Raw genomic sequence first — 17,011 nt, forward strand, 5'->3', positions numbered from 1 at the left:
TCGCCAGGAGGCTTAGTGCTTTCATATGATGGTTGATATTCATTGTCACATCTTGCCTGGAATAGATGACGGGGCCGCAACACTGTCTGACTCCTTAAAGATGGCCCGTATCGCGGTGGAAGATGGTATCTCTCATATCGTCGCTACACCGCATATAAAAGGGGATATTCATTCACCGGAGTTTCTGGATGAGCGGGTTCGGCAATTCAGGGAAAAGTTACAAGGCAAGTCCGCTTCTCTGCAGATTCTGAGGGGGGCCGATGTCAGTTCCGTGTTGCCGCCTGAAGTGGCGGCTTGTTACACCATTAATAATGGCCCGTATTTTCTGCTGGAGTTTCCGCACAGTCATTTGCCGCGTAATGCAAATGAAATCGTTTTCAAGATCCTGCTTGCCGGCCTCCGGCCTATCATCACCCATCCGGAACGGAATCCTTCGATGGTTCGCGATCCGGAATTGTTGTTTCGGTTGGTTGATGCGGGTTGTCTTGTGCAGGTGACGGCCGGCAGCCTGACCGGAAACTTTGGTGCCGATGCCAGGGATTGCGCGATTTATCTGCTGAAAAAACATTGCGTTCATTTTCTGGCTACGGATGCGCACTCTCCAACCCACCGTCGTCCCGTCCTTTCCCCAGCGGTTGAAGAAGCCGCGGCCATTATCGGGACATCCGCTGCGCTCGAATTGGTTACTACCAATCCATCTGCTGTTATTGCCGGGAGGCCTCTTGATGAATAGGGTCGGTTTCGCTCTTCTTTTATTGATGTTTTCCTGGGCACCGTGCTCCGGGTTTTTTAATGTCTGGTGGTCCGACTTTTTTGTTTGCCTGTTTCCTTTCATCGCGCTGTTGCTGCTGATATATGAGCATCGGCATGATACTTCGGGTATTCGTCTTCCTGAAGGTTCCAACGCTCTTTTGGTCCTTGCAGTCTTCGGCCTGATCCAACTTGTACCGATCCCGCCGCAATTGCTGCGTCTTTTGTCTCCAAATGCCTGGGAGATCTATCAGCAAACCGTCGGTATATTGCAGGGGGAGAGCTGGTTGCCTCTGACCCTGGCCCCCAGGGCAACGCTGGGTAGTCTTTTTCTCCTGATTGCCTGCTGGGCTGCTTATACCGTCACCGCCAATCTTCTGGCTCAACGCAAACAATTGAAAGTGGTGGCGGGGGTTCTCGCCTCTATTGGCGGGGGACTTGCCGGAGGTATTCTTGTTTTATGGGTTATGAATGCCGTTTTTGGGTTTCTCCCGAGTCGCAATGGCATTCAGCTGGTTCTTTCCCCCCAGCATGCGGCTATAGTGACAACCTTCATGCTGATGATTTGTCCATTGTCGCTGTCGCTTTTCCTGACGGACAGGCCTTCGGTTCGTTACGGAACCTGGAAAGAGCGTTTGAGTGAATTTTTCGTCACTTTCGGGCAGCGTCGGTATTTTATTTACGGACTTCCGGCCATCGCAATCCCCCTGGCTGTGGCAACCTATTGGCGAGAAGGGTTGATGGTTCTTTTTATTGCCATTTTGTTGATGCTGATATTTTTAGGATTGCGCAGTCGTGGCCGTCGGGAAAGTCCGTATTTGTTTATTTACCTGTTCATGATATTGATACTGGCCATTTCTTTACCATTGGCCGGTTCGGTTCAACCTGACCCGGTACGAACCGCTGCCGTGCAGGGAAAAGCATTCCCGGAGCCTCTTGTTTCCCGGCAGGTCGTCTCTGATTTTGCTTTAACCGGTGCGGGCTTCGGTTCTTTTTCCGCTATCAGTAAGCGTTACAGACAGCCATCGGAACCCCATGTCACTCATGGCGCATCGGTTCAGCGTATCTTTCGTCTGGCAAGTCAATCGGGGCTGATCGGTTTCGGATTGGCGGGATGGTTTTTATTTGTTTTTATCCGTCGGACCTTTCGCAAATGGTTGCAGCGACGACAGAAACTTTCCGTTTATCTGTATGCTGCAGGCATGGGAAGCCTATTTGTTTTTATCCTTGGTTACTTTTCAACCGGTGGGCTGAGTTTCAATGGTTTTTTCATACTGCTATTCATGTTCTTCGGCGTACTTGCTGCGGCTACGGAATCTTCGGTACAAGCCACAGCTCCGGATAAACCTCATCGTTTAAGATGGGTGCTGACGAGTGCTTTAACCATTCTGGCTGTTTTATTGTCCGGCTATTTTTACATCGGGGATCCGGTTGGACAAAAATTATATTCCGCAGCGCGGAATTCGGCCTCCGAGGCCACCGAAGCACGCGAAACTTCCCGTGACCTGATAGCGTTGGCTTCTTTTTTCGATCCTTTGAACCCCCGGTATCGGTATGTCCGGGGATATCAGGCCATGGATATGAATGACGAGCATGGCGCCCTGAAACATTTTGCCGACGGTATGCGTCTGGACCCTCTCGGCGGTCGATCCCTGTATGGGTTGGGACAGTACTTTTTCAACGCTGGAAATAGCGTTGTCGCAGAAAACCTGATCCTTGCCGCACTGGACAGCGACCCGTCATCGCGTGAGTTTCAGTCCGGTTATGTTGAGCAGTTGGTGAACACTCAAAAACAAACAGAGGCGCTGTCGTTGATTCGTGGTTTTATAGAGTCGTCCCCCGAAGATACCCTGTTCTGGGTTCAGCAGGTAATCAATTATGGGATCGACGGTTCGCATAGATCTGAAATCCTTCCGGATCTTTCCAGAAGTCATCATGACTACGGCTTATATCTTATGCAACATGGTGATATCAACAAAGCGGATGGCGCTTTTCGCAAGGCGCTTGCATTGGCCAGACAGGAGCAGTATCCCGACAAGTCGATTTTTTTGCCCATGGCGCATTTTTTTGAACGGTATCAGGGATACGACGATGCCCTGGACACGCTGATGGTGGCAAGTTCCAAGTATCCCCAGGATCTCAATTTTCTGCTGGCGAAAGGGAGAATTTATCAGGAAATGGGTATTACCTTCAAGGCCCGGAAAGTGTACCAGGACGTGCTTATTCTCAATCCGACTAACCAGGAAGCCCGACAAAGACTGAATCTGCTCGAGGGGGTACTGTAAAGTTCGAGATAGGATGAAGACTCTGCCGTTTGAGTCGCCTGCGGGTTATGACGGCATTTGCACAGGTCATCCGTCGTTGGCAATCCGCAGGCGTCTGTAGGCGTTTTTACATCTCGCTGGTCATGATAAACATGGGCTGGTCGCGGAAGGTTTCGTATTTTGGTCTGAGGCGTTCCGCGTTGTAATATTTGTCGACCGTCACAATTTTTTTGCGGCTGGATACGATATCGATAGGGACATTGGCATAACAGCCGTTGCGCAATGCGATAAGCTGACCGGAACGGTTTTTCAGTATCAGATCCAGCGCCAAATTACCGTAGGCCATGGGGACGATGGAATCGATGGCGTCCGGGTTGCCGCAGCGAACAAGGTATCCCAGGCGCTGGTTGACCACGTTGATGCGCTTCCCCTTGTTGAATTCGGGGGAGAGTTCTTTGAGCTGCGCGGCGACCTTGTCGCCGATCCCCCCCAACTTGCGGTGGCCATACTGATCTTTTTCCTGCCCTTCAAAGGACATTCCCGCTTCATCAACCATCGTAGCACCTTCCGATACCAGCACCACCGCATAGCCGCTTGGGTGGTGGTTGCGATCCTCTACCAGCAATCGCGTCAAATGCCTCATGTCGAAGGGCTGTTCGGGGATGACACAACGGTCAGCTGCGCCGGCCATGGTCGGCAGCATGGCGGTAAAGCCCGCGTACCGGCCGAACACTTCGATCACCAGTAATCGTTCGTGGGAACCGGCGGTGGTACGCAGGGTATGAGTGAGTTCGATGGTGCGGGTCACGCAGGTGCTGAAACCGATGCAATAGTCGGTGCCGGGAACATCGTTATCCATGGTTTTCGGGATGCCCACGATGCGAATGCCTTCGCGATGGAGTCGTTCTGCGTAGCTCAGGGTGTCGTCGCCACCGATGGGAATAAGGTAATCGATGCCAATGGCTTCTATGGCATCCAAAACATGCGGTGTTACGTCATTGATGTCGTCATCGTATCGGGCGCGCAGATGCTGGGGTACGGCAGAACGGGGCAGGCGGGCGGGAAGGGTGCGGGACGTGTGTAAAAATGTGCCACCCGTACGGCCGGCACGATTGACCAAATCTTCGGTGAGAATCTGTACGTGAGCGCTGTTGTCGATCTGATTGTCGAGTTGATAGTCTACCAGTCCGCCCCAGCCCCGACGAATACCGACAACCCGGTAGCCTTCACGTAATGCGCGGAACGTAACTGCGCGGATGGCCGGATTCAATCCCGGGACATCTCCCCCGCCGGTAAGGATGCCGATGGTGCCGCGATAGCTCATACGCCTCCTCCTTCTCCATGGTTATTGAATACAGTGTTCGTGTATCGATTATAACCGAGCATTGGCGGGAGGCAAAAATCCGGCCTGCATAATGCGATGGCAGGCCGGATTTTGAGATCTACGAAGTGGTGTTAGTGAAGATTCATGTTCCAGGCGAAGGACATCCCCGGCTGCGTCATTGCTATTCTGACCGAGTCGACCTTGCGACAGGTTTTGTGTCCAGCCGCCGCGTGACAGTTCTTCCTGTGTCTGGTGTTCTGGGGGTGGCAATGATTGTAAGAGCGTTTATTGTGTTTAGCCTGATAGATATTGCGGCTGGCGTGATTTTTCATGGCCTTCAAATGGCGCCGCTCCCATTTGTTCATTTTTCCATCGGCGCGGGCCTGGCGGGAAAAGCGTTTGATCCGACGTTGCTCGTGACGTAGTTTCCGTAGTTCCGGCCGGGTGATTTCGCCTGACCGAACCCCCTGGGTTATTCTTTGTTGCTGGTTGCGCTGCACCGGGTCATGCCGGTCGGCGGACCAGGCTGGAGAACCTATCAGGCAGGCGATACTTAATGTTGCAGCGGACAGGGTTAACGATAAAAGTTTTCTTTTCATGATGTTTTCTCCTTTCTTTTGACAACATAGACGTAACTTTCTGTTTTAGGTTTACCTGGGACTTCAACTTTTTGGATTTAATGTCGGATGGTGTCTTTGCACGATATAACCAAACGCATCGGGGAAAGGTGTGAGTCTGGCCCTCGCACACGGCGATTGTCGCGGTGTTTTCATGTCGCCATGGCCTTTCAGAGATGCATAACGAAGTTTTGCAAGGGCACCTTGTTAAGAAAGCAGGAACTTTCATTCGGTGTTGCCAAAATCCAGGTGATTTGATATGTTTCGGCGACCGTGTGTGATGCAGCGGAACCCAGAATTGTCAGATGTTTACCAAAAGGTGCTGTCGGTGAAAAGAATCCTTATTGATGAAGACTTTTGCAAAGGATGCGGGCTTTGTGCCGGGGCCTGTCCTAAAAAACTATTACGAATCGGGAGCAAGCTTACCAAGCAGGGGTATCCCCTGGTTGAAATAAGTGAGGCAGATCAGGAAAATTGTATCTCCTGCGCGTTGTGTGCGCGGATTTGTCCTGACGTCGCCATTACGGTTATCAAGGCCGGTAAGTCATAAATTCGCAGGCCTCTACAGGCTCGCTAAAACAAGATCCCGATTTTCCTTATATGTGTTTCAACACAGCCTGGAGGTTGTTTTGAAAAAACGTCTATTTGTCAAGGGTAATGAAGCGATAGCCATGGGAGCTATCGAGGCTGGCTGCCGTTATTATTTCGGTTACCCCATCACTCCGCAGAACGATATCCCTGAATACATGTCGCGCGAAATGCCCCTGGTCGGCGGCACGTTTGTCCAGGCCGAGAGCGAAGTGGCTGCCATCAATATGGTTCTCGGCGCCGGTGCCGCCGGAGGGCGCGTCATGACATCCTCCTCCGGGCCGGGCATTTCACTCAAGGCCGAGGGCATGTCTTTTATGGCCGGATCCGAAGTGCCTGCCGTTATAGTCAATATTCAGCGGCCCGGTCCCGGTCTGGGCGGGATCGATGTGTCGCAGGCCGATTACTTTCAGGCGGTCAAAGGGGCCGGACACGGGGGATACCATCTGATAGTGCTGGCGCCTCACTCGGTTCAGGAGCTTTACGATTTGACCATGCTGGCTTTCGATCTTTCCGACCGGTATCGTATCCCCGCCATGATTCTCGGCGATGCCATGCTGGGGCAGATGAAAGAAGCGTTGGTGCCCAATTCCTACCGGGCTCCCGAGGATCTTCCGGCTAAAGACTGGGCTGTTACCGGCAAGAGAGGCCGAATCCGCAGCAACGCTGTAAAGTCTCTGTACCTTGGCGATGGTGAATTGGAGGCGCATAACTGGCATCTGCATGCTAAATATGAACGGCTGAAAGAGCGGGAAATCCGTTTTGAAGCCACCGGCCTGGAGGATGCCGAATTGATTCTGACGGCATTCGGCGGGGCAGCGCGCATCGTCAAGACAGCTATCGCCATGGCGCGCAGGGAAGGACTTAAAGTCGGCCTGATCCGGCCGATCACGCTCTATCCTTTCCCGGCCGAAATTTATCGCAAGGCAACGGCCGAGACGCCCAAGGTACTGTGTGTGGAGTTGAATAACGGTCAGATGGTCGAAGACGTTCGGCTATCCGCCCATCCCGGTGCGGATATACGTTTTTACGGACGGCCAGGGGGCACCGGTTCTCTGCCTAATCCTGAAGAAATCTTCGAACAGATCTGTAAGCACTATAAGGACTGATCATGGATTCTAACGTTCAGACGGTTTTCCAGCGTCCCTCGGCATTGAAGGAAGTTCCCACTCATTATTGTGCCGGGTGTCATCATGGTACGGTGCATCGCCTGGTGGCGGAAGCTATCGACCTGCTCGATGTGCAACAGCAAACGGTAGGCATCGGCTCCGTCGGGTGCAGCGTTCTGCTGTACGACTATTTCGATATCGATGTCGTCGAGGCCCCTCACGGACGTGCTCCGGCCGTTGCTACCGGCGTGAAGCGCGTTCACCCGGACAATGTGGTTTTCACCTATCAGGGGGACGGGGATCTGGCCGCGATCGGAACCGCGGAAATCATTCACGCAGCCAATCGCGGGGAGCCGATTACCGTTATCTTTCTGAACAATACGACATACGGCATGACCGGCGGGCAGATGGCTCCGACCACATTGCCGGGGCAGGTTACGACGACCTCCCCCTATGGTCGCGATGTTGCGAAAGAGGGGCATCCGATCCGTGTGGCCGAATTGCTCGCCATGCTTGACGGTACCGGTTTTTCAGCGCGGGTGGCGGTGGATACGCCGAAACGTGCCATTGAGGCCGGTCGAACGATTCTCAAGGCTTTTGAAATGCAGGTAAAAAAACAGGGCTTTGCTTTTGTCGAGGTTCTGGGCGCCTGTCCGACCAACTGGGGAATGTCGCCCATCGATGCTAATGCCCGGGTCGGTAACGAGATGATGGATTTTTTCCCGCTTGGCGTTTATAAGGACATCACGACCAAAGGGTAGGGCGGTAGTGTTGTTCCTAAGCCTGAAACTGCTTGCGAAATGGACTTGACGTAATGAGCGATAATGTTTTTATGGCCGGGTACGGCGGGCAAGGTATTTTGCTTGTCGGCAACCTGTTGGCGTGTGCTGCCATTCTTGAGGACAAGAATGCGACCTATTTTCCTGCCTATGGCCCTGAAAAACGCGGCGGGGCGGCCACCTGTACCGTGATTGTCTCCGGGGAAGAAATAGGCTCTCCCGTTATCGGCCATCCGGGGACGGCCTTGTTGTTCAATCAACTCGCTATGGATAAGTATTTTGAGGGTATCGCATCGGGCGGTCTGTGCATCTATAACTCCTCTCTCGTCGAACAGGTGCCTCAGCATCGCTCCGATCTGCGGTTGCTTGGCGTTCCGGCCAATGAATTGGCAGCGGAAGTCGGCAACGCGCGCCTCGTTAATATGATTGTGATGGGCGCTTATGCAGAGCTGACCGGCGTCGTAAGTCTGGATAGTTTAAAATCGGGGCTCGACAAGATACTACCTGAACGCAACAAGCGATTTATCCCGGCCAACAACCAGGCTCTGGATTGTGGCGCCGATTTTGCCCGCAAGGCATAGGGGCTGCGCTCCGTTTTTACAGGAAGATAGGGTGTTAGACGCATGACGCGGGTTGAGTTCGTTAAAATTAAACGCCCCGAAAAAGCAAAACACCTGTGTGAATTGGCCGAGCATTTTTTCACTCAGGGGCAACGGGTGTTGGTCATGGTTTGCGACGATAATCAGGGGGTGACCCTCGACCGGTTCATGTGGACCTGGAAGAAGGGAGCCTTTATTCCGCATGTTTACGATAATGGGGCTGTGGATTGTCTTGACGAACCGGTCATTATTGAGGTAGAAGAACGCAATCCGAACAATGCCGGGGTGCTCATTATGGGCAAGCCCTGTTCCTTGGATTTTATCCGCCAGTTCGATCTGGTTATTGATTTTGCGGAGCTTTACGAGCCGCAGCTTAAGGTTGCCGCGAGGAAGCGGTATGCGCATTTTCGGGAGACCGGTTTTGAGGTTGCCATGCGTTAACAAGGGAGGGGCTCGGAGCGTTGTGCGGCTCGATTGCCCTGCCGTCGTTGAAAAGGAAATGGCCCTGCCGCCCGATGCGGTCAGGGCTTTGTCGTATTGGTCGATTCGTCCCGGGGCTATTGTGACGGTTGTCGATAGCCAGGGTATCTGTTTCAGGGCGCGACTCGTCGATTCAAACAAGGTCGTGCCGTTTCAGCCGCTTGTATCGACATGTGTTCCGTCAAAGTCGCTGACACTTTATCAGGCACTGCCGGAAAAAGAGCGTTTCGAGCTGATTTTGCAAAAAAGTGTGGAATTGGGTGTCCAACGCATAGTGCCGTTCGTATGTTCGCATTCCACAACGCTTGCAGAAAGGGATGCCGGGCAGCGTAAATCTCATCGCTGGCCCGAAGTCGTCCTGCGTGCGGCCAAACAGTGCCGCAGGGGGGATATCCCCGAGCTTGGTCCTGTCATGAGCTTCGATCAGGTTCTCGAAGAAGTGAGTATGTGGGATCTTAACCTCATGCTTTACGAGGGGGATGCGCAGGCGAGGCTGCATGACGCTTTTACGTCGAAAGATATCAGCAGCGCTTCGATAATAATAGGGCCCGAAGGAGGCTTTGCCCGGCATGAAGCACAACAGGCTTCCGACGCCGGGATTCTGACGGTAAGCCTCGGCCCACGGATTCTCCGTACGGAAACTGCCGCCATCGCCGGAGCAGCCCTCGTGCAGTTTATGTTGGGCGGTCTCGACTGACGGTGGCGGAAGATAGGTCATGCAATAGGGTAACAGGGGAAATGAGGTCATTATGAATTTCGCTCATATCTGTGTGGTTCTCGTTGAACCCCAGGGGCCGCTTAATATAGGTTCCGTTTGTCGGGCCATGATGAATTTCGGGTTTTCCGATTTGCGTCTGGTAAACCCTGTGGCGGATCATTTGTGCGATGATGCCCGGCGTATGGCGGTCAAGGCGTCGGGGATTTTGGAAGGGGCGCGTCTGTTTCCCGATTTGCCCTCTGCGCTGGCGGATTGTAATCTTGCGTATGGCACAACGCGACGGTTTGGTAAATATCGCGAGGATTTTCTGCATCCGGACGATGCTGCCCGGGAATTCATCCCCGCTACCCAGGGTGGCAGGGTAGCTTGGGTTTTTGGGCGGGAGGACAAAGGGCTGGAGACTTCGGAACTCGATCTCTGTCAGCGCTTTGTAACTATTCCTACGGACGATGCCTGTCCTTCCATGAATCTGGCCCAGTCCGTATCGATCTGTCTTTACGAGACGTCGCGTGTTGCTGCGATAGCATGTGGCAAGACGGCGGGCAGGAAATCGACATCGTCCATAGCTACCCTGGAAGCCATGTACCGACACATGCGGGATACGCTTACCGATATCGGTTTTCTCGACCCTCAGAATCCGGATCATATTTTGCGCAGCTTCCGCAGGATTTTCGGCCGGGCCGGGCTCAATGATCGGGAGGTGCGTATCTTGAGAGGGCTCTGGAGTCGTCTGGACTGGCTCAACGGGCAGCGTCGGGAAGAGTGATGGCAAATATGTCCGATTATATAGACGACCTGCACATTGAGTCGCTTGCCTATGGCGGCAGCGGTGTCGGGCGCTATGCCGGAAAGGTGGTTTTTGTGCCCCTTACCGTGCCCGGCGACCACGTACAGTGCCGGATTGTGCGACAAAAAAAACGCTATATCGAAGCTCGGGCGGAGCGTGTCCTGGTGGCGTCCGAACATCGCATCGCACCGGCTTGTCCCGCCTTCGGGCAATGCGGCGGTTGTCAGTGGCTGCATCTGCCATACGCCGAGCAATGTCATTGGAAGGAGACGATTTTTCGAGACTTTCTGGTGCGCAAGCTCGACGTGGATTCCGAGCTTGTCCGGCCGATTGTGCCATCACCCCAGCAATGGGGCTATCGCAGCCGGGTGCAGCTTAAGTGTCTGAATACGCCAAAAGGTTTTCTGGTCGGATTTTATCGCCGGGGAAGTCATTATGTCATACCGGTAGACCATTGCCCCATTCTTCATCCGCTGCTGAATCAAGCCAAGGACCTGTTGCGGTCATGGATCGAAAATACGCGCTGGAGCCAGTTTGTTTCGCAGATCGACCTGGCTGTCGATGACCAGGAGCGGGTGAGGGCTGTCGTTCATTGCCTGGCCAACGATGTGGATGACTTCGTGACTCACCTGAAGCCGGGTGCCCTGTCGGCGAATATGGGGCTTTTTGTTCAAACCGGTCGCAAGCATAATCTGCAACATGTGTGCGGGCCGGTGGAGTTGCTGATCGAGGTCGATACTCCGGAACTGCGACTTGGGTACGGACCGGGTGGTTTCGCCCAGATCAACCTGCCGCAAAATCGAGCCATGGTGCGCGAGGTTGTCGGTACGTTGGTCAGCAATCCGCCGGGGAGGGTGTTGGATCTTTTCTGCGGTATGGGTAATTTCAGCCTGCCCGTTGCGCGTCTGGCGCAGGAGGTGGTAGGGGTGGAAGCTTATCTGCAAAGTATTGAAATGGCACGCCTCAATGCCCGTTTGAACGAGATAGAAAATGTTTCGTTCTTTGCCCGGGAAGCGTACGGTGCAGCCACGGAGTACGGTGCGGATGGTGCGATCGATCTGGTGATTATGGATCCGCCCAGGAGTGGCGCCTATGATGTGGCCCGCGAACTGGTGACCGTGCGTCCTGCAAGAATCCTGTATGTTTCGTGCGATCCCCCAACACTCGTCCGGGATCTGCTGCCGTTGCTGCACAACGGTTATCGGTTGGTGTGGTCACGCCCCTTCGACTTGTTCCCGCACACGCATCATACCGAAAGCATTACCTTTCTGGAGAGAGTTTGAGAGAGGCGGCCAGGAGTGAATCGGTCGTCTGGGAAAGGTTTGAATATAAAATCTTTCTTGCTTTATTCAATGCTTTATGGTAACAATCATATGTCAAATACGTTCACTACGGAAAAGTGGGCTCTAAGCTCACTTTTTTTATTTCAAGCAGAGGAAAATTCGATCGCATGACGCAACAGACCGTTCTGGATAAAATCCGTTCTCTCGTTCTGCCTGTTCTGGAAGAAAAGGGGCGCGAACTCGTTGACGTCGAATACAGACGGGAAGGACAGGGCTGGATTCTGCGCTTGTACATTGATCAACCCGGCGGCGTGACTCTCGATGCCTGTGCCGAAGTCAGTCGGGAGGTTGGCGTGCTTCTCGAGGTTGAGGACCCCATTGATACCGCGTATAATCTGGAAGTTTCGTCACCCGGCCTCGATCGTCCTTTAACCAAGCTCGAAGACTACGAGCGGTTCGCCGGTCGACTGGCCAAGGTGAAAAGTCGGGTCTCGATCGATGTCGATGGCAAGGGGCGCGGAAGAAAGACCTTTGTCGGCGTCCTTGCTGGTCTGTCCGAGGGTAAGGTTGTCCTCGAGCTTAAAGATAAAAACGGTTTCCGGATGGAAATTCCTTTTGAGGATATCGAAAAAGCCAATCTGGAAATTGAATTCTGATTCAACGCCGCTAGCGGTCATCATTGGATGGTCGCCGCCTTCATGTTTTGTAGGAAGGGCGGATCTAAAAAAACATCGAGGGGGATTTGGATGTTGGTAAATCTTAACCATATCATCGAACAGGTTGTGAAAGAAAAGGGCATTGATCGGGGAGTTCTGGTCGAAGCCCTTGAGTCTGCCGTGCTTTCTGCAGCGAACAAAAAGTACCGCAATACTCGCGATCTGGAAGCTCACTTCAACGACGGACTGGGGGAGGTTGAACTCTTTGAGTTCGTAACGGTTGTCGATGAGGTGGTTGACTCCTATAAGGAGATCGATCTCGAGGAAGCCCGTGAAATCGATGAAGAAGTCGAGGTGGGCGACTCCCTGGGGATGAAGATAGAAAGCGGCAACTTCAGCCGCATCGCGGCCCAAACCGCCAAGCAAGTCATTATTCAGAAGGTGCGCGAAGCCGAGCGGGAAAAAATATACAATGAGTTCAAGGATCGTGTCGGCGAACTTGTTAACGGCATCGTCCGCAGGTACGAGCGCGGTGATCTTATCGTCGATCTCGGCCTTGCCGAAGGGCTGTTGCCTCACCGGGAACAGGTGCCCAGGGAAAACTATCGTCAGGGGGATCGGGCACGCGTGCTTATCTCCGAGGTTAAAATCTCTACCAAGGGGCCGCAGATTATTCTGTCGCGAACCCATCCCGGGCTTGTGGCATCGCTTTTCCAGTTTGAGGTGCCCGAGATTGCCGAAGGTATCGTGGAGATCAAGGCCGTGGCCCGTGAGGCCGGTAGCCGCACCAAGATTGCAGTAGCCTCTTACGATCCGGATGTTGACCCTGTCGGCGCCTGTGTCGGCATGCGGGGTTCTCGTGTGCAGAACGTGGTTTCCGAATTGCGGGGTGAAAAGATCGATATCGTTCCCTGGTCGCCTGACGTGGGACGCTTTGTATGTGCCTCTCTCGCGCCGGCTGAGGTCACCAGAATCTATCTCGACAACGATGAACAGGCCCTGGAAGTCATTGTGCCTGACGATCAGTTGTCTCTGGCCATTGGTAAAAAGGGTCAGAATGTCCGCTTGGCGGCTAGGTTGACCGGCTGGAATATCGATATCAAGAGCGAGACACGTGCCGCAGAGGCCGCCAAGGAGGCCCTTGGGGAGTCCGTGGCTGTTGAAGATGCCTCGTCTGAGGATGTGGCATCCGAGGACGCCACCGTACAGGAATCACCGAGTGTAGATGCGGTGTTGGATGATGCTTCGGACGAAGTGACGGAGGTTTCAGATTCGAATGAAGAAGGATCGGTCGAAGAGCCGTCGGCCTGAACCTGGCAGCGTCGTTAAGTCCGGTCCTCAGCGAACCTGTGCCGGGTGCAGGAAGTCTCTTGACCAGGATCTTTTGGTACGGTATGTTCTCAGCCCGCAAGGTGAGATCGTCATCGATTATCGAAGAAAATTGCCAGGTCGCGGTGTTTATACCTGCTTCAATCACGAATGTGTTGACACCGCCGTAAAACGAGGCCAGCTGCAACGTTCATTAAGGGGCGGCCAGGTTGCTTCCACGGATGTATTGTGGCAAGCCCTTCAAGAGCAGGTTCGCGCTAAAGTATTGAGTTTAATCGGCATGGCGAGAAAAGCGGGGCAGGTCGTCTCCGGCACCCGTCAGGTCTTGTCCGAAATACGATCCGGAAAACACTTCGGATTACTTCTGCGGGCATCCGATCTTTCGCCTGCCATTGCCGATAAAGTAGATAAAACGGCCCGATGTAGCGGCATTCCGTGTTTTGCTCCGTTCGGTAAGGAGCACATGGGGCAGTTGCTTGGGAAATCCGAACGCGGTGTCGTTGCGTTGAAAAGTGGTTCACTGGCCGTATCCGTTGTGGATGAACTGGAACGGCTGGATAAATTCGCGGGGGAGCTTAATGGGTAAAAAAATACGAGTATATGAATTAGCACAAAAAATGGGTGTCGATAATAAAGTGTTGCTGGAAAAGCTCCACGAAGCCGGCATTGACGCAAAAAGCCACATGAGTGTCTTGAGTGAGGAAGATGTCGAGAAGCTTGATGAAGCACCCGCCAAGGTGGAACGCGTAGAAGAACGCCGCATTACCGCCGGCGTCATTCGGCGTCGTCGCAAAGAAGTCCCCCAGGAAGAGAAGGCGGCGCCCCCCGCAGCTGCCGAAGAACCTTCCTCTGTAGACACCGCTGTCGCCGAAGAAGCTCCCGCAGAAGAAGTGCAACCCGTCTCTGATCAACCGGAGATCGCTGTTGAGCCCCCCCCCGCGGGCAAACAGGAAGAGGTTGCAGCGCCTGCGCCGGAACCCAAGGCGGAGGAGCCGGTCGTAGAAGAAGTAATCGCGGAGCCTGCAGTGGAGGAAGTGGTCGAAGAGCCATCTGCTGTTGAGCAGGAAGAACATGTTGAGACAACACCGGTCGCCGAAGAAGAGCCAAAGGTAGAGGAACAACCGTCCGTTGAAGCTGAAAGCAAGGCTGTTTCCGGGGAGCTCGAAGAATCAAAAACGGCCGATCAATCAAAAGGGCAGTCGGAAGCGGCTGAAGTTTCGGTGACCAAGGAAAAACCCAAAGTAGAAAAAGCTACGGCTAATCGTGCCAAAATTCTCGGCCGCGTGGAGCTCTCCACGCTGACCTCGCCTCCCAAACGCCAGGAACGCGCTAAAAATGGCAAAGGACGCCCCGAACGTCCCAAGGGAGCAAAGCCTTCCGGCGGTCCGGCGCCTCGCGCTAAAGAAGCCGCACCCCAGGCGGCTGTGCCATTTGACGGCGGTCCGGCCCCTGATAAAGAGGTTCGCGGAGGCAAAAAGGGTAAAAAGGGCAAAGGCAATTCGTACGATAAGGATAAAGGCTTTGCCGACGGCGGTAAGGGGCGTCGTGCTCGCAGGCAGGTTTACGAGCCGGAACGCGATGAACGTCGTATGCGTCGCGGTAAAAAGACTCCCAAGCCGCAAAAGAAAACTGAGGTTACCGTCTCCAAGGCGATCAAACGTATCATCCGCATCAGCGATGTCATTACCGTCGGTGAACTGGCCAAGCGCATGGGGGTCAAGAGTAAGGACCTTATCACCGAACTTATGCGCCAGGGGCAAATGGTCACCATCAATCACCCCCTCGATTTCGAAACCGCTGCCATCCTCGCTTCCGAATTCAATTACGAAGTGGAAAACGTGGCTTTCGACGAAGAAAACCTGCTGGCGGATACTGCCGCTGTCACCGAAGAAGGCGATAGTGAAGAAGGGTGCGTGCCCAGGCCGCCGGTCGTTACCATCATGGGCCATGTCGACCATGGTAAAACCAGTTTGCTGGATGCGATTCGAGCCACCAATGTAACCGGCGGAGAGGCCGGCGGGATCACCCAGCATATCGGTGCCTACGACGTTAGTGTGGATGACAAGAAGATCACCTTCCTCGATACGCCTGGTCACGAAGCCTTTACCTCCATGCGAGCCCGTGGAGCCAAAGTTACCGATATCGTTATTCTGGTTGTTGCTGCCGATGACGGTGTCATGCCGCAAACCAAGGAAGCCATCAACCATTCCAAGGCTGCCGGCGTTCCCATTATCGTGGCTGTCAACAAGATGGATAAGCCCGACGCCAATTCCGATCGCGTCAAGCAGGAACTCACCGAGTTCGAAATGATCCCGGAGGAATGGGGTGGCGATACCATCTTTGTCGAGGTGTCCGCTAAAAATCGCACCAATCTCGATTCTTTGCTGGAAATGGTTCTGCTTCAGGCAGAGGTTCTGGAACTTAAAGCCAATCCGAACAAGCGTGCAAAAGGTGCCATTGTAGAAGCGCGTCTCGATCGTGGACGCGGTCCCGTAGCCACGGTTCTGGTGGAGGAAGGCACCTTGCGTATCGGCGATCCTATCGTTTCGGGTCTGCACTACGGTAAGGTTCGCACCATGACCAACGATCGTGGGGAACGTCTGGAGGAAGCCGGACCGGCTTGCCCCGTCGAGGTCACAGGTCTTTCCGGAACGCCAACGGCTGGTGATTCTTTCCATGCTGTCGAGTCCGAAAAAGACGCCAAGGAAGTGGCCACCCACAGGCAACGCAAAGTCCGCGAGCAGGAATTGGCATCTACCAGCAAGATATCTTTGGAACAACTCTATGCCCGCATGCAGGAAGGCGAGGTTCAGGAGCTTAAAGTTATCATCAAGGCCGATGTTCAGGGGTCCGTGGAAGCCGTTCGCGATTCGCTGGTCAAGCTTTCCACCGATGCATGTCGACTGGTTGTCATTCATACCGCCGTCGGTGGTATCAATGAAAGCGATGTGTCTCTTGCCTCTGCTTCCGATGCCATCATTCTCGGCTTCAATGTGCGCGCCGAATCCAAGGCGGCAGCTCTTGCAGAAACAGAGGGCGTTGATATCCGCTTCTATAATGTCATTTATGATGCGGTAAATGATATCCGGGATGCTATGGAAGGCTTGCTTGCCCCGACGCTGAGAGAGAAACATCTCGGTAAGGTGGAAGTTCGTGAAACCTTCCATGTATCCAAAGTGGGGACGATTGCCGGTTGTTACGTTACCGAAGGCAAGGTGCTGCGCAATGCGCAGGTGCGGTTGATCCGTGATCACGTTGTGATTTGGGAAGGTAAGCTTGCATCCTTGAAACGTTTTAAAGATGATGCCCGCGAAGTTCAGAATGGTTATGAATGCGGGTTGAGCCTTGAGAACTACAATGACATCAAGGTCGGCGATATTATCGAAGTCTTTGAAATGGAAGAGGTGAAAACCTCTCTCTGACAGGTTTGGGATCGATCATGGTTGTCGGGGTTATGCAGGTTGAACTCTTTATCCATGGCGCCCAAAACCTTAAGGCCAAACGCGCTGTGGTCAAAAGCCTTATCGGGCGCTGCCGTGCGCGTTTTCCCGTCAGTTGCGCCGAGGTCGGACATCGCGATCTATGGCAGAGGACGACGATCGGCTTCACCATAGTTGAAAAGGACGAAGCTTCTGCGGATCGAATCCTGCAGAAGGTGATTGTAGAACTCGAGCGATCATCGCTTGCCGAAATTATCCGGCAGGACATGGAACTCATACATTATTGAC

Annotated in this window: 17 protein-coding genes; 15 read left to right on the forward strand and 2 right to left on the reverse strand. The window is 53.6% G+C overall.

Features of this window, described 5'->3' with window-relative positions; translation table 11 throughout:
• Positions 1-25: 25 nt before the first annotated feature.
• Both PCAR_RS08615 and PCAR_RS08620 read left to right on the forward strand, forming a co-directional pair.
• Positions 26-733 carry a tyrosine-protein phosphatase gene (locus tag PCAR_RS08615; protein ID WP_148204323.1) on the forward strand — a complete coding sequence of 236 codons (708 nt, stop codon included), beginning with the start codon at positions 26-28 and terminating at the stop codon, positions 731-733.
• Positions 726-3,035, forward strand: a complete 2,310-nt coding sequence (locus PCAR_RS08620) for a hypothetical protein (protein WP_011341269.1) — start codon at positions 726-728, stop codon at positions 3,033-3,035. The genes PCAR_RS08615 and PCAR_RS08620 overlap by 8 nt, the downstream gene beginning before the upstream one ends.
• A 106-nt stretch (positions 3,036-3,141) precedes the next feature.
• On the opposite strand, the gene PCAR_RS08625 is transcribed toward PCAR_RS08620, so the two are convergent.
• Positions 3,142-4,338 (reverse strand): 6-phosphofructokinase, encoded by a 1,197-nt coding sequence (locus PCAR_RS08625; RefSeq protein WP_011341270.1) that lies wholly within the window; start codon positions 4,336-4,338, stop codon positions 3,142-3,144.
• A gap of 131 nt (positions 4,339-4,469) precedes the next feature.
• Positions 4,470-4,937: a hypothetical protein gene (locus PCAR_RS17820; RefSeq protein ID WP_011341271.1), complete on the reverse strand. Its 468-nt coding sequence runs from the start codon at positions 4,935-4,937 to the stop codon at positions 4,470-4,472.
• A 298-nt stretch (positions 4,938-5,235) separates the two neighbouring features.
• On the opposite strand from PCAR_RS17820, the gene PCAR_RS19245 reads away from it, so the two are divergent.
• The 13 genes from PCAR_RS19245 (at position 5,236) to PCAR_RS08695 (ending at position 17,010) form a co-directional block, all read left to right on the forward strand.
• Positions 5,236-5,505, forward strand: coding sequence for a 4Fe-4S binding protein (locus PCAR_RS19245; protein ID WP_245523328.1), 270 nt, complete (start codon positions 5,236-5,238; stop codon positions 5,503-5,505).
• Positions 5,506-5,584: 79 nt separating this feature from the next.
• Positions 5,585-6,652 (forward strand): 3-methyl-2-oxobutanoate dehydrogenase subunit VorB, encoded by a 1,068-nt coding sequence (locus PCAR_RS08640; protein WP_011341273.1) that lies wholly within the window; start codon positions 5,585-5,587, stop codon positions 6,650-6,652.
• A gap of 2 nt (positions 6,653-6,654) precedes the next feature.
• Entirely contained in the window at positions 6,655-7,413 is a 759-nt protein-coding gene (locus tag PCAR_RS08645; protein WP_011341274.1) for a thiamine pyrophosphate-dependent enzyme, read from the forward strand.
• 53 nt (positions 7,414-7,466) lie between these two features.
• Positions 7,467-8,012 carry a 2-oxoacid:acceptor oxidoreductase family protein gene (locus tag PCAR_RS08650; protein WP_011341275.1) on the forward strand — a complete coding sequence of 182 codons (546 nt, stop codon included), beginning with the start codon at positions 7,467-7,469 and terminating at the stop codon, positions 8,010-8,012.
• Between the two features lie 42 nt (positions 8,013-8,054).
• Positions 8,055-8,471 carry a DNA polymerase III subunit chi gene (locus tag PCAR_RS08655; RefSeq protein ID WP_011341276.1) on the forward strand — a complete coding sequence of 139 codons (417 nt, stop codon included), beginning with the start codon at positions 8,055-8,057 and terminating at the stop codon, positions 8,469-8,471.
• A 22-nt stretch (positions 8,472-8,493) separates the two neighbouring features.
• A complete protein-coding gene (locus PCAR_RS08660; protein ID WP_052643360.1) occupies positions 8,494-9,207 on the forward strand; it encodes an RsmE family RNA methyltransferase in 714 nt (237 codons plus the stop codon).
• Between the two features lie 52 nt (positions 9,208-9,259).
• Positions 9,260-9,994 (forward strand): RNA methyltransferase, encoded by a 735-nt coding sequence (locus PCAR_RS08665; protein ID WP_011341278.1) that lies wholly within the window; start codon positions 9,260-9,262, stop codon positions 9,992-9,994.
• Positions 9,995-10,002: 8 nt separating this feature from the next.
• Positions 10,003-11,298, forward strand: coding sequence for a class I SAM-dependent RNA methyltransferase (locus tag PCAR_RS08670; RefSeq protein WP_041531730.1), 1,296 nt, complete (start codon positions 10,003-10,005; stop codon positions 11,296-11,298).
• Positions 11,299-11,465: 167 nt separating this feature from the next.
• Entirely contained in the window at positions 11,466-11,954 is a 489-nt protein-coding gene (gene rimP / locus PCAR_RS08675; protein ID WP_011341280.1) for a ribosome maturation factor RimP, read from the forward strand.
• Positions 11,955-12,044: 90 nt separating this feature from the next.
• Positions 12,045-13,265: a transcription termination factor NusA gene (gene nusA / locus PCAR_RS08680; RefSeq protein ID WP_011341281.1), complete on the forward strand. Its 1,221-nt coding sequence runs from the start codon at positions 12,045-12,047 to the stop codon at positions 13,263-13,265.
• A complete protein-coding gene (locus tag PCAR_RS08685) occupies positions 13,231-13,869 on the forward strand; it encodes a DUF448 domain-containing protein (RefSeq protein ID WP_011341282.1) in 639 nt (212 codons plus the stop codon). Before nusA ends, PCAR_RS08685 begins: the two co-directional genes overlap by 35 nt.
• Positions 13,862-16,705 carry a translation initiation factor IF-2 gene (infB, locus tag PCAR_RS08690; protein ID WP_011341283.1) on the forward strand — a complete coding sequence of 948 codons (2,844 nt, stop codon included), beginning with the start codon at positions 13,862-13,864 and terminating at the stop codon, positions 16,703-16,705. The genes PCAR_RS08685 and infB overlap by 8 nt, the downstream gene beginning before the upstream one ends.
• 17 nt (positions 16,706-16,722) lie before the next feature.
• On the forward strand, positions 16,723-17,010 hold the full coding sequence (locus tag PCAR_RS08695) for a DUF503 domain-containing protein (RefSeq protein WP_011341284.1): 288 nt from the start codon (positions 16,723-16,725) through the stop codon (positions 17,008-17,010).
• The last annotated feature ends 1 nt before the right edge of the window (position 17,011 follow it).

The sequence above is a fragment of the Syntrophotalea carbinolica DSM 2380 genome, from assembly GCF_000012885.1.
In the GTDB taxonomy this organism is placed as follows: domain Bacteria; phylum Desulfobacterota; class Desulfuromonadia; order Desulfuromonadales; family Syntrophotaleaceae; genus Syntrophotalea; species Syntrophotalea carbinolica.